Source organism: Clostridium sp. OS1-26 (genome assembly GCF_030915445.1).
Classification (GTDB): domain Bacteria; phylum Bacillota; class Clostridia; order Clostridiales; family Clostridiaceae; genus Clostridium_AM.
In genome coordinates this window covers 342,691-367,776 of the sequence record NZ_CP133264.1, presented here as the reverse complement: position 1 = coordinate 367,776, position 25,086 = coordinate 342,691, and the positions used below count along the sequence as shown (strand labels likewise).

General features: G+C 32.7%; 20 protein-coding genes and 3 pseudogenes. 22 read left to right on the top strand and 1 reads right to left on the bottom strand.

What is annotated here, in order from left to right:
* Positions 1-11: 11 nt before the first annotated feature.
* Positions 12-191, bottom strand: coding sequence for an alpha/beta-type small acid-soluble spore protein (locus RCG18_RS01860; protein WP_308039745.1), 180 nt, complete (start codon positions 189-191; stop codon positions 12-14).
* A 438-nt stretch (positions 192-629) separates the two neighbouring features.
* Here RCG18_RS01860 and RCG18_RS01855 point away from each other — a divergent pair, with 438 nt between their 5' ends.
* The 22 genes and pseudogenes from RCG18_RS01855 (at position 630) to flgK (ending at position 25,073) form a co-directional block, all read left to right on the top strand.
* Entirely contained in the window at positions 630-1,679 is a 1,050-nt protein-coding gene (locus tag RCG18_RS01855; RefSeq protein ID WP_374119112.1) for an undecaprenyldiphospho-muramoylpentapeptide beta-N-acetylglucosaminyltransferase, read from the top strand.
* A gap of 889 nt (positions 1,680-2,568) precedes the next feature.
* Entirely contained in the window at positions 2,569-6,072 is a 3,504-nt protein-coding gene (gene nifJ / locus RCG18_RS01850) for a pyruvate:ferredoxin (flavodoxin) oxidoreductase (RefSeq protein ID WP_308039743.1), read from the top strand.
* A gap of 164 nt (positions 6,073-6,236) precedes the next feature.
* Complete coding sequence (locus tag RCG18_RS01845) at positions 6,237-6,596, top strand: DUF1292 domain-containing protein (protein ID WP_308039742.1); 360 nt, start codon at positions 6,237-6,239, stop codon at positions 6,594-6,596.
* 150 nt (positions 6,597-6,746) lie between these two features.
* Positions 6,747-7,388, top strand: coding sequence for an HAD-IB family hydrolase (locus RCG18_RS01840; RefSeq protein WP_308039741.1), 642 nt, complete (start codon positions 6,747-6,749; stop codon positions 7,386-7,388).
* A gap of 35 nt (positions 7,389-7,423) precedes the next feature.
* Complete coding sequence (locus tag RCG18_RS01835) at positions 7,424-8,245, top strand: aminotransferase class IV (protein ID WP_308039740.1); 822 nt, start codon at positions 7,424-7,426, stop codon at positions 8,243-8,245.
* Between the two features lie 24 nt (positions 8,246-8,269).
* Positions 8,270-9,094 (top strand): PRD domain-containing protein, encoded by an 825-nt coding sequence (locus tag RCG18_RS01830; RefSeq protein ID WP_308039739.1) that lies wholly within the window; start codon positions 8,270-8,272, stop codon positions 9,092-9,094.
* 23 nt (positions 9,095-9,117) lie between these two features.
* Positions 9,118-11,030: pseudogene (locus tag RCG18_RS01825) on the top strand (glucose PTS transporter subunit IIA).
* A 286-nt stretch (positions 11,031-11,316) separates the two neighbouring features.
* Complete coding sequence (locus tag RCG18_RS01820; RefSeq protein WP_308039738.1) at positions 11,317-13,344, top strand: flagellar assembly protein A; 2,028 nt, start codon at positions 11,317-11,319, stop codon at positions 13,342-13,344.
* A 75-nt stretch (positions 13,345-13,419) separates the two neighbouring features.
* Positions 13,420-13,866, top strand: a complete 447-nt coding sequence (locus tag RCG18_RS01815; RefSeq protein WP_308039737.1) for a chemotaxis protein CheW — start codon at positions 13,420-13,422, stop codon at positions 13,864-13,866.
* Positions 13,867-13,888: 22 nt separating this feature from the next.
* Positions 13,889-14,377 carry a chemotaxis protein CheD gene (locus RCG18_RS01810; RefSeq protein ID WP_308039736.1) on the top strand — a complete coding sequence of 163 codons (489 nt, stop codon included), beginning with the start codon at positions 13,889-13,891 and terminating at the stop codon, positions 14,375-14,377.
* 22 nt (positions 14,378-14,399) lie between these two features.
* Entirely contained in the window at positions 14,400-15,470 is a 1,071-nt protein-coding gene (locus RCG18_RS01805) for a chemotaxis response regulator protein-glutamate methylesterase (RefSeq protein ID WP_308039735.1), read from the top strand.
* Between the two features lie 5 nt (positions 15,471-15,475).
* Entirely contained in the window at positions 15,476-16,243 is a 768-nt protein-coding gene (locus tag RCG18_RS01800) for a protein-glutamate O-methyltransferase CheR (protein WP_308039734.1), read from the top strand.
* Positions 16,244-16,258: 15 nt separating this feature from the next.
* Positions 16,259-16,994, top strand: a pseudogene (locus RCG18_RS28940) (Hpt domain-containing protein); the annotation flags it as partial.
* Positions 16,995-17,185: 191 nt separating this feature from the next.
* Positions 17,186-18,331 (top strand): annotated as a pseudogene (locus RCG18_RS28935) (chemotaxis protein CheA); the annotation flags it as partial.
* 13 nt (positions 18,332-18,344) lie between these two features.
* Positions 18,345-18,944 carry a chemotaxis protein CheC gene (locus RCG18_RS01790; protein ID WP_211142241.1) on the top strand — a complete coding sequence of 200 codons (600 nt, stop codon included), beginning with the start codon at positions 18,345-18,347 and terminating at the stop codon, positions 18,942-18,944.
* A gap of 35 nt (positions 18,945-18,979) precedes the next feature.
* Positions 18,980-19,339 (top strand): response regulator, encoded by a 360-nt coding sequence (locus RCG18_RS01785; RefSeq protein WP_308039732.1) that lies wholly within the window; start codon positions 18,980-18,982, stop codon positions 19,337-19,339.
* 133 nt (positions 19,340-19,472) lie between these two features.
* Positions 19,473-19,871, top strand: a complete 399-nt coding sequence (locus RCG18_RS01780; protein ID WP_308039730.1) for a chemotaxis protein CheW — start codon at positions 19,473-19,475, stop codon at positions 19,869-19,871.
* A gap of 34 nt (positions 19,872-19,905) precedes the next feature.
* Positions 19,906-20,901: a flagellar motor switch protein FliM gene (fliM, locus tag RCG18_RS01775; RefSeq protein ID WP_308039729.1), complete on the top strand. Its 996-nt coding sequence runs from the start codon at positions 19,906-19,908 to the stop codon at positions 20,899-20,901.
* Positions 20,894-22,096 (top strand): flagellar motor switch phosphatase FliY, encoded by a 1,203-nt coding sequence (fliY, locus tag RCG18_RS01770; protein WP_308039728.1) that lies wholly within the window; start codon positions 20,894-20,896, stop codon positions 22,094-22,096. The genes fliM and fliY overlap by 8 nt, the downstream gene beginning before the upstream one ends.
* A gap of 224 nt (positions 22,097-22,320) precedes the next feature.
* Positions 22,321-22,587 (top strand): flagellar biosynthesis anti-sigma factor FlgM, encoded by a 267-nt coding sequence (locus tag RCG18_RS01765; RefSeq protein ID WP_308039727.1) that lies wholly within the window; start codon positions 22,321-22,323, stop codon positions 22,585-22,587.
* A 72-nt stretch (positions 22,588-22,659) separates the two neighbouring features.
* Positions 22,660-23,067, top strand: coding sequence for a flagellar protein FlgN (locus RCG18_RS01760; protein WP_308039726.1), 408 nt, complete (start codon positions 22,660-22,662; stop codon positions 23,065-23,067).
* Between the two features lie 74 nt (positions 23,068-23,141).
* The gene (gene flgK, locus RCG18_RS01755; protein ID WP_308039725.1) at positions 23,142-25,073 is read left to right on the top strand and encodes a flagellar hook-associated protein FlgK; all 1,932 of its coding nucleotides are present in this window, start codon (positions 23,142-23,144) and stop codon (positions 25,071-25,073) included.
* The last annotated feature ends 13 nt before the right edge of the window (positions 25,074-25,086 follow it).

Genomic DNA, 25,086 nt, shown 5'->3' with positions numbered 1-25,086 from the left:
AAACCCTATACTTACTTTCCAATTAAATTCCTCTCATATTCTTCTACCATCTTTTTAACTATTGAGCCGTTTTCTCTAGAGCTTAGATTTCCCTTGTATTCATATTCACCTTTGCCATGCAGCTCTGAAGCTGCTTCTATTTTGGCTTTATTTAATCCTTCTTTAGCTTGTGATATTTTTTTATCAGGCATTTTTACCACCTCTTGCATTTAGTTTATTTTTTAACAAGATTAAGGCATCTTTAAAAAATAATTAGTCAGTATGCTAGTATATTTGACTTGCTATTTTATTTCAGATACCGAAACTGTTTTAATATATTACTCTAATATTTAATAGTTTGCTTAAAAATAAGAAATTTATTTTAATATTATCTAATAAAAATATAAAATTAAAAGTGTAGAACTCTTAATTGTTTATAGTAAAAAAATATAGTATTATATATTGTGAGGATAAGGTAAAAATTATTTTAAGCCGAATTTTCTCTTTAATTTGAGCTTTTAAACCACTTGAAAGGTTGAGAGGTTAAAGTCCTAAATGGACTTTAACGGGTAACTTGTGAGCGGAAGCGAACATCTTAAGTTACCCAGTGTTCCGACTGAAAGGAGGAAACTTACTTGAAAAAAATAATAATGACTGGTGGAGGTTCAGCAGGACATGTTACCCCGAATCTTGCGTTAGTGCCAAAACTAAAAGAACTAGGATACGAAATAGAATACATTGGAACAAAAGATGGTATAGAAAGAAAGATAATTGAAGGTGAAAATATAAAATACCATGCAATATCTAGTGGAAAACTAAGAAGATATTTTGATATAAAAAACTTTACGGACCCATTTAAAGTACTTAAAGGAATATTACAAGCAATAATTATTTTGAAAAAGGAAAAGCCGAATATAGTATTCTCTAAAGGTGGATTTGTAGCTGTGCCTGTAGTTATTGCTGCTCATTTGAGCAAGATCCCTGTTATCGCGCATGAATCAGACTTAACGCCTGGACTTGCAAACAGATTATCAGCTCCCTATTGTACAAAAGTTTGTGTCACATTTCCTGAATCAGTAAAAAATATAAAAGATAACAAAGGAGTGCTTACTGGTACTCCAATAAGAGAAGAATTATTAAATGGAAGTAGAATACTAGGAAGACAAATATGCGGCTTTCAAGACAAGAAGCCAGTATTGCTTATAATAGGGGGAAGCCTTGGTTCAAAGCTTATTAATGATACTATAAGAAAAGTTATAGACAAACTTGTTGAAAATTATAATATTATACACATATGTGGAAAAGGAAACATAGACAAAAGTTTACAAAGTAGAAAATCCTATAAACAATTTGAATACATAAGCGAAGAACTGCCACATGTAATGAATGCAGCAGATATAGTTATTTCTAGGGCTGGAGCTAATGCTATATTTGAACTTCTTGCTCTAAGAAAGCCAAATCTTTTGATACCACTATCAAAGAAGTCAAGCAGAGGAGACCAAATTTTAAATGCAGCTTCTTTTGAAAGAAATGGATATAGTTTAGTAATACAGGAAGATGATTTAAATGAGAAAATAATTCTAGAAAAATTAGAAGAGCTTTATAAAAATAAGGATAGATTTATAAATAAAATGAGTTCAAGCTCTATAAAAAATGGAGTAAATAATATAATCAAGCTTATTCAAGAGTATGCTATATAGGGTTAGAAGTCTGAAAGTTACTTTCGGACTTCTAACCCTATATAGCTTTTGAGCTATTGTTAAAAAAGTGTTAATGTTAAAAAAATAGAAGGAATATAAGAGGTAAATGTAGAATATAGCTTTTATAGCGTAATTAAGAGCAGGCATCCAAAATCTTAAGTAGATATCCCAAATCTATGATTTGGTGATAGTCACTTACACAGCGTGCTGATTTTGAGATGATCACTTACACAGAGTGCTGATTTGGAGATAGTCGTTTACTCAGCTAGTACTCATTCGACAGTATGGAGAAGGAGTTTTATTAATAGAGTGGTATAATTTTCACAAAAAATATTAAGGTAATTGAGGTGAGTTTTTTAATATTTTAAATTAAATTTAAAAATGTTAAAAAATTATTTTGAATATATGACCAAAACAAGGGTGAATCAAAACATTTTAAGGTTTATTTTGTGCTAAATAAGCGAGTAAATTTAAATAACTCGGAAAATAACTTGCAAAATAAAAAGAATTGGTGTAAATTTAAAAAGAAAGGACTTACTGTTAACAGTTTACTATAAATATTAGAAAATTGATTTACAGTTTAATATTACAATTAAGCACATATCTAAAATTTTGATTTTGATATGATCGCTTATACAGAGTGCTAATTTGGTGATAGCCACTTACACAGAGTGCTGATTTTGAAATGATCGTTTAATTATAGATCCATCTAATTTTAAAGCTTTATGTTTAAGTGCAATTTTACAGGCTATTTGTGGTATGGTGGTATGACCAGTTTTGAAAAATAATATTATTAAATTAATTTAACATGTCTATATATGATTAAGTAGTAGCGACTGCTTAATCTTAAATTTATAGAAATATAATCGAGAAGGAAGGGAAATTTTCTATGAGAAAAATGAAGACTATGGATGGAAATACAGCTGCAGCTCACATTTCCTACGCATTTACTGACGTAGCAGCTATATTCCCTATAACTCCATCATCACCAATGGCTGAACATGTTGATGAATGGGTAGCTCAAGGAAGAAAAAATATTTTTGGACAAACTGTAAAGGTTATGGAAATGCAGTCTGAAGGAGGAGCAGCTGGTGCTGTTCACGGTTCATTACAAGCAGGTGCCTTAACTACTACATATACTGCATCACAAGGTCTTTTATTAATGATACCTAATATGTACAAAATTGCTGGAGAACTTTTACCAGGAGTATTCCACGTAACAGCAAGAGCACTAGCTGCTAACTCACTTAGCATCTTTGGTGATCACCAAGACGTTATGGCTGCAAGACAAACAGGTTTTGCATTACTTGCAGAAAGTTCAGTACAACAAGTTATGGACTTATCAGCAGTAGCTCACCTAGCAGCAATAAAATCAAAAGTTCCTTTTGTGAACTTCTTCGATGGATTCAGAACTTCACATGAAATACAAAAAATCGAAGTTTTAGAATATGATGAGTTAAAAGGTTTAGTTGACATGGATGCTGTAAATGCATTTAGAAGAAGTGCATTAAACCCAGATCATCCAGTAACTCGTGGTACAGCTCAAAACCCAGATATATACTTCCAAGAAAGAGAAGTTTCAAACAAGTATTATGAAGCGATTCCAGAAATTGTAGAAGGCTACATGCAAGAAATAACTAAGTTAACTGGAAGAGAATACCACCTATTCAACTATTACGGAGCAAAAGATGCTGAAAGAATAATAATAGCTATGGGTTCAGTATGTGATGCTATAGAAGAAACAATTGACTACTTAATGGCTAAAGGAGAAAAAGTTGGTTTATTAAATGTTCATTTATATAGACCATTCTCATTAGAACATTTCTTTAAATATATACCAAAAACTGTTAAGAAAATTGCTGTTCTTGACAGAACTAAAGAACCGGGATCACTAGGAGAGCCATTATATCTAGATGTTAAGAATGCATTCTACGGAAAAGAATTCCAACCAGTTATAGTTGGAGGAAGATATGGATTAGGTTCAAAAGACACTGTTCCATCACACATTCTTCCAGTATTTGAAAACTTAAGAGCTGATGCTCCAAAAGATGGATTTACAATATCTATAGTTGATGATGTAACTAATACTTCATTATCAGTTGGAGAAGATATAGATACAACACCATCAGGAACTAAAGCTTGTAAATTCTGGGGCCTTGGATCAGACGGTACTGTTGGAGCAAACAAGAGTGCTATAAAGATCATAGGAGACCACACAGATATGTATGCGCAAGGATACTTTGCATACGACTCAAAGAAATCAGGCGGAATAACAGTTTCACACTTAAGATTTGGTAAGACTCCAATCAAGTCCCCATACTTAATAAACAAAGCTGATTTCGTAGCTTGTCATAATCAATCATACGTTTACAAATATAACGTATTAGAAGGATTGAAAAAAGGCGGTAAATTCTTATTAAATACTATCTGGACTCCAGAAGAAGTAGAAGCAAACTTACCAGCTTCTTATAAGAAATTTATAGCTGAAAACAACATTGAATTCTACACATTAAATGCTGTTAAAATAGCTCAAGAAATAGGTCTTGGTGGAAGAATTAACATGATAATGCAATCAGCATTCTTTAAGATTGCTAATGTTATTCCAGTTGAAGATGCTATAAAATACTTAAAAGATGCAGTTGTAACTTCATATGGTAAGAAGGGACAAAAAGTTGTTGATATGAACAATGCTGCTATCGACAAGGGTGTTGAATCAATAGTTAAGATAGAAGTTCCAGCTTCATGGGCTGAAGCAGTAGAAGAAGCTGCAGCAGCTGTAGAAGTTCCAGAATTTATAAAGAAAATAGTTATACCAATGAATAGACAAGATGGAGATAAACTTCCTGTAAGTGCATTCATAGGAATGGAAGATGGTACATTCCCACACGGAACGGCTGCTTACGAAAAGAGAGGAATAGCTATAAACGTTCCAGAATGGCAAATGGACAAGTGTATACAATGTAACCAATGTTCATTCGTATGCCCACATGCTGCAATAAGACCAATACTTTTAACTGAAGAGGAAGCAGCTAAAGCACCAGCTACATTACAATCAAAAGATGCTAATGGAGCTAAAGGACTTAAATTCCACATAGCTGTATCACCACTTGATTGTTCAGGTTGTGGAAACTGTGCTGACATCTGTCCAGCTAAAGAAAAAGCTTTAGTTATGAAGCCACTTGACACTCAATTAGAAAAGGCTCCTACATGGGATTATGTTATGGCAGTATCACCTAAAGCAAACCCAATGAGCAAATTCAATGTAAAAGGAAGCCAATTTGAAAAGCCTTTACTTGAATTCTCAGGAGCATGTGCTGGTTGTATGGAAACTTCATATGCTAAGGTTGTAACTCAATTATTTGGTGACAGAATGATGATAGCTAATGCTACTGGATGTTCATCAATTTGGGGAGCATCAGCACCAGCAACTCCATACACTGTTAACCACAGAGGACACGGACCATCATGGGCTAACTCATTATTCGAAGACAATGCTGAGTTTGGTCTTGGAATGTATCTTGGAGTTACACAATTAAGAGAAAAATTAGCTATGACTGTAACAGAAGCTATAGCTAATGCTCCAGAAGGTGAAGTAAAAGCAGCTCTTCAAGATTGGTTAGACAACATGAATGCTGGAGAAGGAACAAGAGAAAGAGCTGACAGAGTAATAGCTGCAATCGAAGCTGCAAATTGTGACTGTCCTACATTAAAAGAAATATATGAAAACAAAGATTTCTTAGTTAAGAGATCAAACTGGATCTTCGGTGGAGACGGTTGGGCTTATGACATCGGATACGGCGGATTAGACCACGTTCTTGCATCAGGAGAAGACGTAAATGTATTTGTATTTGATACAGAAGTTTACTCAAACACTGGTGGACAATCTTCAAAAGCTACTCCAACAGCTGCTATAGCTAAATTTGCAGCTAGCGGTAAGCAAACTAAGAAAAAAGACCTTGGAATGATGGCTATGAGCTATGGTTATGTTTATGTAGCACAAGTTTCTATGGGTGCTGATAAGAACCAAACATTAAAAGCTATAGCTGAAGCTGAAGCATATCCAGGACCATCATTAATCATTGGTTACTCACCATGTATTAACCATGGATTAAGAAATGGTATGGGCAAGAGCCAACAAGAAGGTAAAAGAGCTGTTGAGTGCGGATATTGGGCAATGTACAGATACAACCCAGCATTAAAAGAAGAAGGAAAGAATCCATTCATGTTAGATTCAAAAGAGCCAACAGGAGACTTCAGAGAATTCTTAATGGGTGAAGTAAGATATGCTTCACTTGCTAAACAATTCCCAGAAGCTGCAGAAGCATTATTTGAAAAAACTCAAAGAGATGCTATGGATAGACTTGAAGGATACAAGAAATTAGCAGCTCAATAATATAAAAAAGGTGAAGTGCTTGGCACTTCGCCTTTTTAGTTGAGAGTTGAGAATTGTCTACTCTTAACTTTTTAAAAATATTTATTTAAATTTAAAAAAAACCTTTTAAAATTGTGGAATTAAGGTTAAAATTAGAACATAACAGTAAAAGGAGGTAATATCCTATGGATAAGGAAAATTTACATGAGTGTGGCTGTGGCTGCGGAGAAGAAAAAAAAGGTTGTGGATGTGGTGAACATAATCACGAACATGATCATGAAGATTGCGGCTGCGGCTGTGGCGAACATGAAACTCTAATAGTTGATTTAGAGGATGAAGATGGAAACGTTGTTCCATGCGAAGTAATCGACGGATTTGAATATAAAGAAAATGAATATGCTATAGTTCAACATCCAGAAAACGGATCAATATTCCTATTCAAAGTAGTAGGAGAAGGTGAAGAGGGAGAACTTGTAATTCCAGAGGATGAAGAGTTCGAAGAAGTATCAGCTTACTATGAACAGTTAATGGCTGAAGAAGAATAAAAAAGTTGAAAGTCGTTGCAGGAATGCATCGACTTTCTTTATGACTTAATGATTTATTTCAGTTAAAAGTTAAGAGCGTTCTAACTAAGCAAAAAATCAATTGTAGCTCTTAATTCTTAACTCTTAGCTTATATTTAAAGAGGTGTTAAGTTGAAAAAGTTAGCAATATTCGACGTAGATTATACTTTAACTAAACGAGAAACCCTTATGGAGTTTTATGCATTTATGATAAAAAAGAGCCCAAGACTTATAATTCATGCACCAAGAGCTGTTATATCAGCATTTTTATATGCAGTAAGGGTATTGGACTCAAAAACTGCTAAGGAAAACTTCATAGCTTTTATAGATGGAATAAAAGAAGAAAAAATGCAAGAGTTAGTAGAAGAATTTTACGAAAAAAGATTAAGTAAAATAATATATAGTGACGCTATTGATACTATGAGAAAGCTAAAAGCAGAAGGTTATAAAGTATATCTCATATCTGCTTCAGCGGAATTTTATTTAAATGAATTATACAAAATAAAAGAAGTAGATAAAATAATTGGAACTCGATTTACAAGTGTAGGCGGTAAATATAGCAGAAAAATGGCAGGAGAAAACTGTAAAGGTGAAGAGAAAGTAAGAAGACTTATGGAAGTACTGAAGGAAGAAAATATAGAAGTGGACTTTAAAAATTCATATATGTTTTCAGATTCTTTAGCAGATCTACCTTTATTTAATTTGGTAGGCAATCCTTATCTTATAAATTATAAGAAGAATCATGACAAGATAAGAATACTTAATTGGAAATAGATTGAAATTCTTAACTCAAAGAAAGGAGCGATTTTATGAGTGAATGTGTAAATGAATATTATATATATAATAATGAGATAAAAGCTTGTGAGCAATTTGATGATAATCTTTTAAAAGGTGGAAAGTCGCTATATGAAGTTATAAGAATAATAGATGGGAAACCTTTATTTCTACACAAACACTTAACTAGGCTTGAAAATTCCTCTAATATAACTAATTTGCAAATATGGTTTTCAAAGGATGAAATAAAAAATAAAATATTTGAACTAATAGAATCAAATAAAATAGACATAGGCAATGTAAAAATTGTATTTAAATTTGATAATGTCAACTCATTTTTTGCTTACTTTGTAAGACATCACTATCCTAGAGATGAAGACTATAAAAATGGTGTAAAGACAGTATTATATCACGGAGAAAGAGAAAATCCAAATGCTAAAATTATAAATATAAATTTTAGAGCTGCGGTTGATAAAGAGGTAAAAGAAAAAAATGCATATGAAGCTATACTTGTAAATAAAAAAGGATATATAACAGAGGGAAGTAAATCAAATATATTTATGATTAAAGGAAATAATGTAATAACTGCACCGCTAGTGGATGTGCTTCCAGGCATAACAAGAGCTGTTATAATGGAGTTATGCACTGAAATAGGATTTCAAGTTTCGGAGAAAAATGTTCATTATAGTGATGTAAAGGATTTAGAGGGAATGTTTATTTCTGGTACATCGCCTAAGGTTTTACCAATAAGCAGAGTTGATGACATAGAATTTAATTCAGTAAATAACAAAGCTATTTTAGAAATTATGAAAAAATATAATGAGGTAGTACAAGAAGATATTAAAAGTTTCGATTAATAATTTTTGGTTGGAGTGAATTAAATGGAGTCCTTTAAGATAAAAAAAATATTGAATAACAATGTTGTTATAGCACAAAAAGATAGGGATGAAGTTATATTAGTTGGGAAAGGTATAGGATTCGATTTTCCCAAAAGTAAAAATATTCCAGAAGATAGAGTTGAAAATGTTTTTATAAAAAAGACAGCTGCTATAGGAGAAAATTACCAAAAAGTGCTTCAAAGTATAGATAACAGTATTGTTGGTCTTTCAGAAGAAATAATACATTTTGTAGAGAGAGAACTTAATACTAAGCTGAATGAAGCAGTGCACGTATCTTTGCCTGATCATATAAGTTTTGCGTTAAAAAGGATACAAAAGGGATTAAATATAGAAAATCCTTTTAAAAACGAATTAAGCATATTATATCCTACAGAATATAAATTAGCTCTTAGGTCTGTGTTATTTATCAACAAAAGATGCAATACAAATCTTCCAGAAGATGAGGCTGGTTTTATATGTCTACATATAAGGGCTGCACTTACACAAAAGGATGTGTCAGAATCTTTAGCCTATACTAAAAAATTAGGTCAGGTATTAGATTTAATAGAGAAGCTTACAGGAAGAAAGTTAGAAAAAAACTCTTTAGGATATGTAAGAACAGTAACTCATATAAACTTCATGATAGAAAGAGCTGAGAAGAATAAACCTATAAAAAATGACTTGCTTGATATAATAAAAAGAGAGATGTACAGAGAATATAGTGTTGCTGTTAAGGTAGCGTTAAAAATAGAAGATTTATTTTCAGTAAAAATAACAGAAGATGAAATAGGATATATAGCGTTGCATTTAAAGAGACTTTCAGAATGATAACAGATACTAAGGAGAAAAATATGAAAAAGCTATTTGCTGTACTTCAAAAGATAGGCAAGTCCTTAATGCTGCCGGTGTCTGTGCTTCCTGCAGCAGGGCTTTTGCTAAGGTTTGGTCAGCCAGATTTATTTAATATTCCATATATGGCCAAAGCTGGAGACGTTATATTTAGCAACCTACCATTGATATTTGCAGTTGGTGTAGCTATTGGCTTTTCAGGTGGAGAAGGTGTTGCAGCACTAGCTGCCGTAGTTGGTCAGCTAATTCTTGAAGGAGTTGTAAATATTGCACATGTAAATATGGGAGTATTTGGAGGTATTATAGTAGGTATTATTGCCGCAGTTTTGTACAATAGATATCATAATATTAGACTTCCACAAGTATTAGGTTTTTTGGAGGGAAGAGATTTGTTCCTATAATTACCTCTATTACAGTTCTTATTTTTTCAATATTGGGAATAATTATATGGCCACCTATACAGTACTATATAGATGTATTTGCAAGGTGGGCATCCTCTTCTTATTTAGGACCAGCATTTTACGCATCAGGAAAAAGGCTACTGATTCCTGTAGGATTACACCATATATACTATCCAGTATTTTTATATCAATTTGGATCATATATAGGGCCAGATGGTGTAAAATATTTTGGAGATGCGGCTAGATATTTTCATGGAGACCCTACAGCTGGTATATTTATGGCATCAGAGTTTCCAATACTTATGTTTGGTCTTCCTGGGGCAGCTTTTGCTATGATAGCAGCAGCAAAGCCGGAAAATAGAAAAAAAGTTGCGGGAATAATGTTATCAGCAGCTTTTGTGTCCTTTTTAACAGGGATAACGGAGCCTATAGAATTTTCCTTCATTTTTGTAGCCCCTATTTTATTTGTATTTCATGTAATTGCCGCTTTTTCATCAGGTATTGTTACTAGTATTCTACATATAAGATTAGGATACACATTTTCTGCGTCAGCCATCGATTATATGATTGGCTATAATTTTGCACAGCATCCACTACTCTTATGGCCAGTAGGGTTAGCATATTTCTTGTTATATTTTATTGTGTTTTACACTGTAATTAAAGCCAGGAATGTTAAGACTCCAGGCAGGGAAGATGAAGAGGAAATAAAGCCTCTGCGATTTAAAGAGGCTTTTTCAAATAAAGCTGCTTTAATACTACAGGCTGTAGGTGGAGCAGATAATATAGATATGCTTGATTCTTGTATCACGAGACTAAGACTTACTTTGAAAAATCCTAAAATTATAGATAAGGCATTATTAAAAGTAACTGGTGCTTCTGGCATATTTGATGTAGGAGACAATTTACAGATAATATATGGCACGGAAGCTGAGAGCATCAAAGATGATATTAAGGCAATAATTTCAAATAGTGGATATCATGAAAAAGATACTAGTGAATTATTAAAGAATATAAAATCTATAGAAGAGTGTGCTGAATATACAAATAATACTAATTTGGAACTTATAATTGCAAATCCTATAAAAGGAGAAATAATAAAACTAGAAGAAGTGCCAGATGTTGTATTTTCAGAAAAGATACTTGGAGATGGATTCGCAGTTAAACCTCAAGATAATAGAGTATATGCTCCCGTTGACGGAACTGTAAGAGTTCTATTTCCTACAAAGCATGCAGTGGCAATAAAAACTGAGGATGATATTGAGATATTAGTACATATTGGAGTGGACACCGTAAAATTAAACGGGGAAGGATTTACCACATACATACAACAAGGAGATAAAATTAAAAAAGGAGATTTAATGATATCTTTCAATAAAGAATTAATTGAGAAAAAAGTAAAAACTATGGTTTCACCAATAATCATAACAAGTATGGATAAAATATCTGACATAGATGTAAGCTTTGGATATGTAGAAGTCGGTAATAAAGTAGCTAGAGCTATAATAAAAAAATAGATGCTTGAAACAAGTGTCTATTTTTTTTATCTATAAGTTCACAACAATAGATAGACATGTTATAATGAATCTGAAATCCACTAATTACCAATGGCCCAGAAAGTGTCTTATAAAGAGGAAGAAAAAGTTAACGATAATAATATAATAGCTAGACAATTTTAGAACTTTAATATAAATTGTGATAATACTTATACTCTAATTCAGAAAATGAAAATTTTGCGATGCAAAATTTTTTGAAATTATGAATTAAAGAAAACATACATTAATGACTATGGGGGGATTAATTGTGAAAAAGTTATACACGGAATCTTCATTGGAAAAATGTATTGAAACTGCCAGTGAGGGGCTTGGCATATCCAAAGAAAGTTTAAAATATGAAATTGTAGAACAGAAAAAATCACTATTTAGAAAAAAAGTAACTATACAAGTAGAGTTAGAAGATGAGATGAAAATTGAAAGAAAAAAAGATGACGAAAATTATAATTTAGAAAAACTAGAAATAATAGATAAGGATTTAAAAAGTAGCAATGAAATTGAAGAGTATGTAGAGATAAATGAAAATGATGGAACTGTAAGTATAATACAAGGGAAAATAGTAGTTACAAACCCTAAAGAGGGTGGAGATCCTGCACGTATTATTTTAAAAGATAAAAACATAAAGGTCATTGTTGATGGTGTGGAGTTAAGTGGGCAGAAGTCTGTATTTGAAGAAAGTAATATAGTAGTTATTTTTGAAGAAACTAAAGCTACAAGAGAATTAAATATTTCTCTCAATAATAATAAACTGGAAGCTTATGCGAGTGTAACTTACACACCACAAAATATATATAAGCTTAAAGACAAGAATAAGAGCAAAAAGTTAACATTAGAGGTGGAAGTAGAATCTGAAATTCATCCTCCTAAATTTAATGAGTCAGAAGTTAAGCAAGAATTAGCGAATAATAATGTAGTTTATGGTATAATAGAAGAAAACTTGAAAAAATGTGTTGAAGGTTGTAGAGAAAAGATCTTAATTGCAAAAGGACAACCGGTAATCGACGGAGAAGATGATTTTATAGAAATAAAATTTAAACTTGAAGAAGCGCTTAGACAATTACAGGAAGATAAAGGCGGCAATGTTGACTTTAAAAGTATAGGAGCTGTAGAAGCAGTACATAAAGGAGATATACTTGCAATAAGGAATCCAGGAAATGATGGACAAGATGGTTGTGACGTTACAGGAAAAATAATAAAGTATAAAATAGGTAAGAAAATAAAAATAAAGGTTGGAAATGGTGCTGCAATAAAAGACGGAGATATAGTAGTAGCAGATATAGACGGAAAGCCCTGCGTGAAAAGCAATGTTTTTTACGTTTATCCAGTTCATGACATTAAGGGAGACGTAGATTTAAAGACAGGAAATATAAGGTTTATTGGCGATGTAATAGTATATGGAAGTGTAAAAGAAGGTATGGAGATTGACAGCGGCAACCTTGTGGATATTGCAAAAGATGTAGAAAGAGCGGTAATAAGAGCAAGAGGAGATATTATTATAAAGGGAAATGTAATTGCTGGTAAAATATATGGAGGAGGAGATGATGTAGAAAAGCTAAAAGCTTTGAACAACATTGAACAACTTAGAGAAATATTAGGTAACTTAGTTTCAGCAGTAGAAGAAATAAAAAAATATAATCTTTTAGGGGAAAACAAAAAAGATGGAGAAATAATAAAAATTCTCATTGAAAATAAATTTAAAATGCTGCCTAAAATATGTTTTTATGTAATCGCTAGCCTAAATATGCAGAAAGAAGATTATGCTGAAGAGGAATTAGTTGTTCTTTTGAAGTCTAAACTCTTGGGGATGGGACCAATTAACATAAAACACTATGCTGAGTTGGATGGGATAATTAGCTGTATAAAAGACAAGCTTAAATCATTGAAGGCCACTTTGGCTCTTCCAGTAAGTGTTAAGCTGGCTTACAGCCAAGATTCTATTATACAAAGTTCTGGCGATGTAGTTATGCTTGGAAAAGGGGAATACATATCTGATATAACAGCAAATGGTAATATATATTTTATACAAGATAAAAGTGTAGCAAGAGGAGGACGATTAAAAGCTAAGAATGAAATTAAATGTAAAGTTGTTGGCAGTACTGCAGGAGTATCTACAAGAATAGAAGTTGAAAAAGAAGGTCATATATGGGTAGATGTAGCTTACCAGAACACAATATTTACGGTTGGTACAAGAGAGTTTATGTTAGATATGCCGAGTAAAAATGTACATGCTTACTTGGATGAGTCAGGAGATATAGTTGTAGATAGGCTAAAACTGTAAAGAACAAGTCAATCAGCAAGTAAGAAAGAAAATTTATGTAGCATGGTGTTATAGAGTTAACGAGGAGGAATTATAATGGAGAATAAGGAAGTTAAAGTGTTAATATTTAGTATAAATGGAGAACATTATGCAACGGATATCATGGAAGTTGAAAGAATCTTAGGATATGAGGAGCCAACAACTCTTCCAGATTCACCGAATTTTATACAAGGTGTAATTAATTATGAAGGAAGCATTTTACCTGTATTATCTCTTACAAAGAGATTTGGATTAGAAAAAGATGAAATTAAAAATGATGCAAAAATAATTGTTGCCAAGCAGGATGGAAATAAAATAGGCATAATAGTTGATATAGTATCAGAAGTAAGGGATGTAAGCGATAAAAATATAGAAGCAGCACCAGATATAGTAGCAGGAATATCACAGAGATACATAAAAGGGTTAATTAAAATAGATGGCAAGATAATTATATTCTTAAATCTTGGCACTATACTTACTGAAGAAGAAAAAAAGCTTATATAGCGTGAAGTAAAGGGTGCATACTATGGAAAAACGAGAAATAAAAGTGGGAATAGCAGATATGAATACTGGCTCTTCTCCGGATAAAATTATAACTGTGGGATTGGGTTCTTGCATAGGCATAGTGTTATACGACAGAACAAGAGCTTTAGGTGGGCTAGCACATATAATGCTGCCGGACAGTACTCAATTTAATAATGTAACAAACCCGCTTAAATTTGCGGATTTAGCAATCCCATTATTAATAGCAGAACTAGAAAAATTAGGAGCTTCCAAAAGAAATTTAAAAGCTAAAATAGCAGGAGGCGCATCTATGTTTAATTTTTCTGATAAAAGTATGATTATGGATATAGGAAACAGAAATGGGATAGCAGTCAAAAACACTTTAAATAAACATTCTATACCTATAATTGCTGAAGATGTTGGAGGCAATAAGGGGAGAACCATGATTTTTGATACTACAGATGGGTTAGTTCAAATTAAAACTGTAGGAATGGGAATCAAAGAACTATAAAATTTAATGGAGTGATAATAGTTTGGGAAAAATAAAAGTTTTAGTAGTAGATGATTCGGCCTTAATGAGAAAAATTATTTCTGATATGATAAATGAAGAAACTGATATGGAAGTAGTATACACAGCAAGAAATGGAGAAGATTTACTAACAAAACTGCCTAAAATTATGCCGGATATAATAACCTTAGATGTAGAAATGCCTAAGATGGACGGGATTGCTGCTCTTAAGGAAATGAAAAAATTGAATGTAAATATACCTGTAATAGTCTTAAGCAGTATTTCACAAAGAGGTCCAGAACTAACTATGGAGTGCTTAGAAGCAGGGGCTTTTGATTTTCTACCAAAGCCATCGGGAGCTATATCACTAGATATAAATAAGGTTAAGGCTGGCTTAGTTCAGAAAATAAGGCTAGCTAATGAGAAAAAGGTATCTGTGCAGCAGCACAAAGTTGTACCTAAAGTTGTTATGTCTGAAGGACCAAAAATTGAAACTAAAAGTATTAAAAGATTAGGTTATGATAAAATAGAAGCGGTAGTAATAGGTGCATCAACAGGGGGACCAAAAGCATTATATGCAGTTATAACAGCTATGCCAGAAAGATTAGGTGTACCAGTTTTTGTGGTGCAGCATATGCCGGTGGGATTTACAAAGGCTTTTGCTGAAAGATTAAATTCAAACAGCAGAATAAAGGTAGTAGAGGCAGCAGATGGCATGGCTATAGAAAAAGATACAGTATATATTGCACAAGGAGGCTTCCATATGGAAATAGGCTCAGATACAAGGATTCACTTAAATAGCGAGCCAACTTTATGGGGTGTGCGTCCAGCGGCAGATAAGTTATTTGTATCAGCAGCAAAGATATATGGACCACATTCTATAAGTGTAGTGCTTACAGGTATGGGCAAAGATGGAGCTCAGGGAACAGTGGAGATTAAAAAAAGCGGAGGTATTACTATAGCAGAAGACAAGTCTACATGTACCATATACGGTATGCCTAAGGCAGCTTATGAAACAGGTATGGTTGATATAGTATTGCCAATAGATAGTGTAGCAAATGAAATAATAAAACAGTGTCAGCTAAATAGGGGGTAGATCTTATGGATATGGTGCAATTTGAACAGTGGGTGCTGAAAGAGTTTAATATTAACTTATCCGCATACAAATCAAATCAACTTCACAGAAGAATAAATAGTTTAATGTCAAGGGTAGGGGTAAGAACTGTAGATGAATATATTGTACTTTTAAAAAAGGATCCAGTTCAAAGGCAGAAATTTTTAGATTTTATAACTATAAATGTTTCCGAATTCTTTAGAAATCCTGAAATATTTGAAGAACTAAAAAATAAACTTAAAGGGGAACTTTTAAAAAGTAGTAACTCACTTAAAATATGGAGTGCAGCATGTTCTATTGGTGCAGAGCCTTACTCGATAGCAATGTATTTAGACGATCTTTCACCAAATGTAAGGCATAAAATAATTGCTACAGATATAGACAGCACTATAATTGAAAAAGCTAAAAAAGGCGAGTATGTTGCCTCCGAAATTAAAAATGTAAAGAAGGATTATATAAATAAATATTTTACTATAACGGACGACAAATATAGTATAAGTCCTAAAATAAAAAGTATGGTAACTTTTAAAAAACATGACCTAATACTTGAAAGTTATGAAAAAGATTTTGATTTAATTGTATGTAGAAATGTGGTAATATATTTTAATCAGGATGTAAAAGATGTAATATACAAAAAATTCAGTCAATCATTAAAAAAAGGTGGATTATTATTTGTGGGAGCTACCGAAAGCATATATAATTATAGGGACTATGGATTTGAAAAAGCTTCTACATTTATATACAGGAAACTATAAGGAGGGAATATATAAATGGATACATCACAGTATTTATCTATGTTTTTAGAAGAATCTATGGACAACCTACAAACATTAAATGATTCACTGCTTCAGTTGGAGCAGGAACCAAATGATATAGATAAGTTAAACGAAATATTTAGAGTAGCTCACACTATCAAAGGAATGGCAGCCACAATGGGATTTAATGAAATGGCAGAGTTAACTCATAAAATGGAAGATGTTTTATCAGAGTTTAGAGAAGGACATCTAAAAGTTACTCAAAAGGTTGTTACTGTATTATTTAAATGCCTTGACACTCTTGAGCAGATGGTTAACAATATATCTGATGGAGTTGATGAGCAGATTCAAATTGAGGAAATAATAAGTGAACTTGAATCTATAACAGAAGGAAAAATAGAAGATGTAGAAACTAAGGAGATTCTTCAAGAAGAGCAAAATGAAGAAGGTTCTGACTTAGATTCTCCTATAGAATTAAATGAATATGATATAAATATAGTCAAGCAGGCAGAAGACAGAGGGTATAGTGCATATCAAATAAAAATATTATTGAGTGAAGATACCTTATTAAAATCTGCAAGAGCATTTTTAATATTTAAAGGGCTTGAAGAATGCGGTGAAATAATAAAATCTATTCCTAGTGCAGAAGATATAGAAAGTGAAAACTTTGACTTTGAAATAGATTTGGTATTCCTTTCAACAAAGAAAAAAGAAGAAATATATGACATTTTAATGAATATATCTGAAGTAGAAAAAGTTATAGTCGATAATGTAGATGTAAAGGCAGAAAAAGCAAAGAAACTTGTGGAGGATCAGCTAAAGGTAGAAGAGATAAAAGTTAAGGTAGCTGAAAAGGAAGTTGAAAAGGAAGCTGAGGTTATACAGTCAAAACCAGCTGTAGATACAGTGCAATTGAAAACCAATAATGCTAAGACTGCTCAAAAAGAAGTTCACAAAAAAACACATCAATCTGTAAGAGTGGACTTAGATAGATTGGATAAGTTCATGAACATGGTATCTGAATTAGTTATCCATAGAACAAGACTAGAGCAGATAAGCAGCAGCTACAGACTTAATGAACTAAATGAAACTTTAGAGCAGGTTGCAAGAACTACTTCTGATCTTCAAGATTTGGTTATGAAAATAAGAATGCTTCCATTGGATACAGTGTTCAATAGATTCCCAAGAATGATAAGGGATTTATCCGTAGAGCTTGAAAAAGAAATGGAACTTATAATTCAAGGTGCAGATACAGAACTTGATAGAACTGTAATAGATGAAATAGGAGAACCTCTTATTCATTTAATAAGAAATGCTGCAGACCATGGTATAGAGTCAAAAGAAGAAAGAATGGCAAAGGGAAAAGACCTTGTAGGGAAAATAAGGTTAATAGCTTACCAAGAAGGTACAAAAGCTGTAATTAAGGTTGAAGATGATGGAGCTGGAATACCAGTAGGGAAAGTAAAAGCGAAAGCAGAAAGATTAGGAATAAATACCGATGGTATGTCAGATAACGATATAAGAAATCTGATATTTATGCAGGGATTTAGCACAAATGAGCAAGTAACAGATATTTCCGGTAGAGGAGTTGGAATGGATGTTGTAAAAACAAAAATATCAGCTCTTGGCGGAACTGTGGATGTAATAAGTGAGAGAGATAAGGGGTCAACATTTATAATAAGACTTCCGTTAACATTACAAATTATTCAAGCACTACTTGTAAAAGTAGGAGAAGAAACTATGGCTATATCCTTAGGATACATTGACAGAGTCATTGACTATAGTGATGATTTAGTAAAGAGAACTAATAGCAAAGAAGTTATAATTCATAATGGGAATGTAATACCTTTAATAAGACTTCATAAGAGATTAGATCTTGAAAAATCCTCTGCTCAGAAAAATTATATAGTTATAGTTAAAGTTGGAGAAAAGACTGTAGGTCTTATGGTTGATGGATTATTTGGACAAAAAGAAATTGTTATAAAGCCACTTGGAAAGACATTACAAGGGTTAAAAGAATATATAGGAGCAACAATATTGGGAGATGGGCTTGTAACACTAATATTAGATGTTGCTGCTCTAATTTAAGGAGGTAAAAATAATGACCTATCAGGATCTTACTCCGATGCAGCTTGATGCATTAAGAGAAGTAGGAAATATAGGCACAGGTAATGCAGCTACATCTCTATCACAGTTAGTAAACAATAAGATAGATATGACAGTGCCTGCAATAAATATAGTACCTTTTGATGATATTTTCTCCAGTATAGGAGGAGATGAAATAGTTGTAGGCGTTATTGTAAGGGTACTAGGAGACACTCCTGGAAATATATTATTTGTCTTTGACAAAGAAACTGCCTTAAAGTTAGTTGAAACTTTAACAGGACAAAAAGAAGAGTATTTAAGTGAAATGGGTAACTCAGTTGTACAAGAAATAGGAAATATAGTTTCAAGTTCATATATGAATGCAATTGCAAAATTTACTGGATTATGCATAACACCTTCTGTTCCAGCAGTGACATATGATATGCTTGGAGCTATACTTTCTACGACATTTATTGAATCAGGACAATTTGATGACTATGTACTTGACATAGAAACTATGTTTGTACAAGATAATGAACAAATTAAAGGACATTTTTATTATGTACCAATGCCTGGTTCACTAGAAAAAATATTAAGCACATTAGGCGTATTTTAATAATATTAGGAGTAAATAAATTTGGAGGGAATAAAATGGCAAAAATATTAATTGTTGACGATGCAGCTTTTATGAGAATGATGATAAAGGATATATTAGAAAAGAATGGTTTTCAAATAGTTGGAGAAGCAAATAATGGATTAAAAGCAGTAGAACTATATAAAAAGGAAAAACCAGATGTTGTAACTATGGATATAACTATGCCGGATATGGATGGTATAGAAGCAGTAAAGGAAATAAAAGCTTTTGACCCGGCTGCAAAAATAATAATGTGTTCAGCTATGGGACAACAAACAATGGTTATGGATGCAATAAAGGCTGGAGCTAGAGACTTTATAGTAAAACCATTCCAACCAGATAGAGTATTAGAAGCAATAAGAAAAATTACAGGATAGAAAAGGCCCTTAGGGCTTTTTTATCCATTAAATTTTAATTTGTTTTTTAATAAAAGAAAAATAAATATTAAAATTTTATTAAATTTTGCTAAAGATATTAAAAATTCTTACGAAAATAGTTGGAGGTGCAACCATGCAGGTTGTTATATTTAAATTAAATGAAGAACAGTTTGCAGTGGAAACTGGAAAAGTTCAGAGTATAAATGATGCTATGGAAATAACAAAGGTTCCAAAGGCACCAGCTCATATAAAAGGTCTTATAAATTTAAGAGGAAATGTAATCTCACTTTTAGATATAAACCTTTTATTAGGTACTCCAAAACAAGATGAAAAGCAAAATAATATTATTATACTTGAAATGGAAGATGAATTAGTTGGTATAACAGTAGATCAAGTAGATGAAGTTTTAGATGTTGAAGAAGAATTAATAGAAAAACTCAACGATGGAAAGAAAGCCTATATTGAAGGGGTAATAAACTTTAAGGATAGAATAGTAACGCTAATAGATATAGATAAACTTCTTTCCAATTAGAATTTGTACTAACATTTAGAAATGAGGGAAAACTATGGCAGACGTATTGTCACAGAGTGAGATTGATGCCCTTTTAGCTGCCTTATCAACTGGAGAGCTTACTCCAGATGAAATGCCCAAAGAAGAAGACAAGCAAAAAGTTAAACCATATGATTTTAGAAGTCCTCAAAAGTTTTCCAAGGATCATATAAGGACTTTAGAACTTATTCATGACAACTACGCTAGAATAATTTCAAACTATTTAACTGCCCAAGTTAGAAATAATGTAAAAGTAAAGATAGAGTCTGTACAGCAAATAACCTATGAAGAATTTATTCATTCAGTACCAAATCCAACTATATTGACGGTATTTAAAATGCCTCCTTTAAATGGATCTGTATTATTTGAGACAAACCCTCAATTTGTTTTTCAAGTAATAGATGTACTGCTTGGAGGAAATGGAATTGGGAAGTTTAAAAATAGAGAATTTACAGATATTGACAAAAACATTATAAAGGTTGTAAATTCAGGGCTCATATCTAATTTAAGACTTGCCTGGGAGGATGTATTAGAAGTTCATCCGGAAATAGAGGGTCTTGAAACAAACCCTGCTCTTAACCAAACTTTAGCACCAAATGAACCAGTAGCATTAATTACTTTCTCAGTTGAAATGGGCAAAAGTAGTACTTTTATAAACATTTGTATACCATACTTAAGTATTGAAAAAGTGCTTGATAAATTGGTTGTTCAATACTGGTTCCAAGAAAGTGACGAATATGTACTACAGGAATCAAGGGAGAAATTAAGAGAAAGACTTAATATAGTTAATGTAAAACTGACGGCTGTGCTTGGAAGGGCGCAAATCACTGTGAATGAATTCTTAAGGCTTGGTGTAGGGGATGTAATAACGCTTGATGAAAAAATCAGTAGTCCTATTAAATTAGTGGTGGAAGATGAACCATATTACTACGGAAAGCCAGGAATATTGGGCAAAAATATGGGTGTTCAGATACTAGATATTATAGATAAGGATGTGGAAAATTATGGGTAATGGATTTCTTTCACAAGAAGAAATAGATGCACTTTTAAATGGAGGAGATACGCAATCCAGCCCATCAGAAGAGCAATCAACAGAACAACCGGCAGTTGAGCTGTCAGATGTAGAGAAGGATTTGCTTGGGGAGATTGGAAATATATCCATGGGATCAGCCTCCACTGCACTTTCTACAATTATAGCTCAACAGGTTAATATAACTACACCAGTGGTAACTTTAACGAGATTAAAGGATTTAAAGGATGAATTTGAAGTTCCTAATATTGCTTTGGAGGTTAAATACACCAGTGGTATAGTTGGAGAAAACCTTCTCGTAATGAAGTTAATAGATGCTGCTGTAATTGCAAATCTAATGATGGGTGGAGATGGAACGGTTTCTGAGAATGTAGCGGATCTTTCAGAGATAGAATTAAGTGCAGTATCTGAAGCGATGAATCAGATGATAGGATCAGCAGCTACATCGATGGCAACCATGTTCATGAGAGAAGTAAATATATCTCCGCCATTATCAACAATTTGGACTGATTTGACTTCTCCTTTATCAGAGAATATTTCTGATGATGAAGTAATTGTGAAAGTATCATTTTCTCTAGCTATAGGCGATCTTGTAGATAGCCATATAATGCAGCTGTTGCCAGTAGCTACGGCTAAAAAAATAGTTTCAATAATGATGGGACAGGAAGAACCTGAGGCACAAGCTGCCGTACAGCAAGCTGAACCACAAAATGTGGCCCAGCCGCAAAGTGTACAGTCTAAACCTCAGTATTCTGAGCCTGAGATACAGTATATGCAGCCTGAACCACAAGCGGCGTATAGTGGGTCTTATGATATATATGAAAAACCTGCAGATGTACCTAAGCAGCCTGCTGTGGAAGTACACAAAGCAACATTCCAGCCTCTAGCACAGGCACCAGCAAATGCAGGTATGCCTAAAAATATAGATTTAATATTAGATGTACCTCTTGAAATATCTGTTGTTCTTGGACGTACAAAAAAGAATATAAAGGATATATTAAATCTTGGAACAGGGTCTCTCATAGAGCTTGATAAATTAGCAGAAGAACCAGTAGAGATACTTGTAAACGGCAAAAAAGTTGCTTATGGTGAAGTTGTAGTAGTTGATGAAAATTTTGGTGTAAGAATTACAAGTATAGTAAGTAGTGAAGATAGAATTAAATCATTAGGAAAATAAAACAGCCTTAAATTGGGCTGTTTTTTACTATTCTTTATTAGATATTAATTAATTATTTTAATCAAACTAATGCAAATATTAAAATAGGCAAAAATCAGGGATTTTAAGCAAAAAATAGCCTGTTTTCTTTTGTTTTTAAGGTATAAATATTATATATATATATTCGATAATACTAATAATAAGAAGAGAATAAGTTGGTTAAAAGACGTTAGGAGTGTATTGATATGAAGATCAATGGAGTTGATCCAAGTAAAATGATAAAGCTTTACTCAAATGCAAAGCAGAGCGTGGAGAAAAAAGGTGAAATAAAGAAAAGTGATTCAATACAGATATCATCTTTAGGAAAGAGTTTAAGCACATATTCACCAGATGGTAACTTGGTAAATTCAAAGGAAAAAATAGAAAAGATAAAAAACGAAATAGCAAGTGGTACTTATAAAAGAGATTCAAAACTTGTAGCAGCAAAAATTATTGAGGAAATGAAGAAGTAGATTATATAGAGTAGATAACTGAGAGTGTAAAAATCGTCCATTGTCAACTAAAAAAAGAGTTGGAGGTGTATAATGACTGCTGAGTTAAACAAAATAATATTAGAAGAGCATAAAGCATTAAAAATATTGCTTGAAGTATTAGATGAGCAGTTTGAATACCTTACAAAAAGAGATATGTTTTCCTTAGATAAGGTATCACATAAGCTTCATGAGTGCAGTATAGAAGTAGCTCATTTAGAGATGGAAAGAAGGAAGTTAACTGACGGTGAGGCTATGAGTAAAATCATAGAGCAAGCAAAGGATGAAGAGTTAGAGAATAACTACAGAAATATAGTAAGACTTTTAGAAGAAATACAACTACAAAAGGACACAAATGATATGTTGATAAGGCAGGGTTTAGGATTTACAACGCAGATGCTTAGTGTCCTAAACCCTGACAAAGGTCCAAAGACCTATAATTCTTATGGAAAACGTAAGTAAGTTAGAAAGTGAGCTTTCTGAGTTAAAAACTTATATTATATATAATTTGAAACAAAAATACGAGGAGTGATAGAATGTCCGGTTTATTTGGAACTTTTAATATAGCAACCAGAGGATTATTTGCTCAGCAAAAAGCAATAGATACAACCTCTCACAATATAGCGAATGCTAATACAGAGGGATACTCAAGACAAAGGGTTACCCTTCAAACCTCTAGACCTTTTCCTATGCCTAGTATAAACAATGCAGTAGGCCCAGGACAAATGGGTACAGGAGTTGATGTTAAATCTGTTGACAGAATAAGAGATAGTTTTCTTGACTATCAGGTAAGAGTAGAAATGGGAGTAAATGGTCAGTTTTCAGGTAGAGACAAGTTCTTGAGCGAAATAGAAAATATAATGAATGAGCCAACAGACACAGGTATATCTAGCTTAATTGGTAAGTTTTTTGATTCATGGAATACTCTAGGAACCTCTGCAAGTAAATCTAATGCAAAGTCGATAGTAGCACAGCAATCACTAGCACTTGCTAATGAATTAAATCATACCTATACAGAGCTTGAAAGCCTTAAAAAGAATACTCAGACAGTTATCAAGGATACTGTATTTGATATAAATAGCATACTAAAACAGGTAAATCAAATAAATCAGCAAATAGCACAAGTTAAGGTAGCAGGAAATAATCCCAATGATTTAATGGACAGAAGAGATCTTTTACTAGATCAATTAAGTTCTAAGTTTGGAATTAAGATAGATAAAAGAGCCTTTGATGGCTATGATGTAACTACATCTAATGAATCCAAGTATGCTGATGCAGGAGACAATGGAACTGCACCAACAGGACCCAAAGGAATATTAAATTTAGTGCAGTCTACTAATCCTGAGGATACTTGCAGATTCTCATCTATAGACAGTATTATTAAGGACGGATCGTCAGAAGAAAAGTTTGATGGTCCTGGGAGTTATACAGTTACCTATTATAAAAATGGTGATAAGACTACAGATGCCAATAAAGTAACAATAAAGGTTAATATTAATGATACTGGTGCCAAAGGAGATCCAGGCTATGTGAGTGCTGAAGATAAATTTAAGCAGCTGAGTGAATGCAGAGTTCTTTGGGCTAACAACAATGGAGTGGCATTAAAGACTGACGGTAAGGGAAACGTAGCTAGTATTAAAGATGCAGATAACTTAGTTAATTCAGATACACCACTAGCAGTAGATTTTGAAAATTTAGCATTATTTAAGGCTCCATCCGGTGAATTAAAAGGGTATATGTCAGTTCAGAAAGATGTAGATACCTATGAAGGTCAACTAAATAAATTCGCAAAAGCCCTAGCGCTTTCTGTAAATTCTATAATGAGTCAAAGCTTAGATCCATCAGTGGATACTGCTACGGATATAAATAACTTTTTTGTAAATGCAGATGCTGCAAAAAATGGAGTTTATACTGGAACCGATGCTAGTAAAATAACTTCAGCAGAAAAAGAGATTACTGCTGCAAATATTACAGTAAATGATGCAATATTAAAAAATCCTATGCTTATAAAATCCGCAGCACAATACGATGCTAGCGGTAACCCAATAGGAGAAAGTGATGGAACAAGAGCTTTAGCTGTTGAAATGCTTAGAGATAGTTTGATGAAAATACAAGATATAAGTTCTGATACTACAAGAACGGATTTTTTGAAAGATAACTTTAATAAAGATCCAAAGTTAAATATATCTGTAGTTACAAATGTTACTGGCGGCATGACATTAGACAGTTATTTTAAAGATACGGTAAATAGACTTGGTATACAGGAACAAGAAGCTAAAAGAATGGTAACAAATCAAGCTAAACTTCTTTCAAGCTTTCAGGAATCAAAAGATTCTGTATCAGGAGTGTCTCTTGATGAAGAAATGGCAAATCTTGTTCAGTTTCAGCACTGTTATCAAGCAAATGCAAAGATTATATCAACAGTAGATGAGCTACTGGATGTTGTGGTTAACGGACTAAAGAAATAAAGAGGTGATAAAA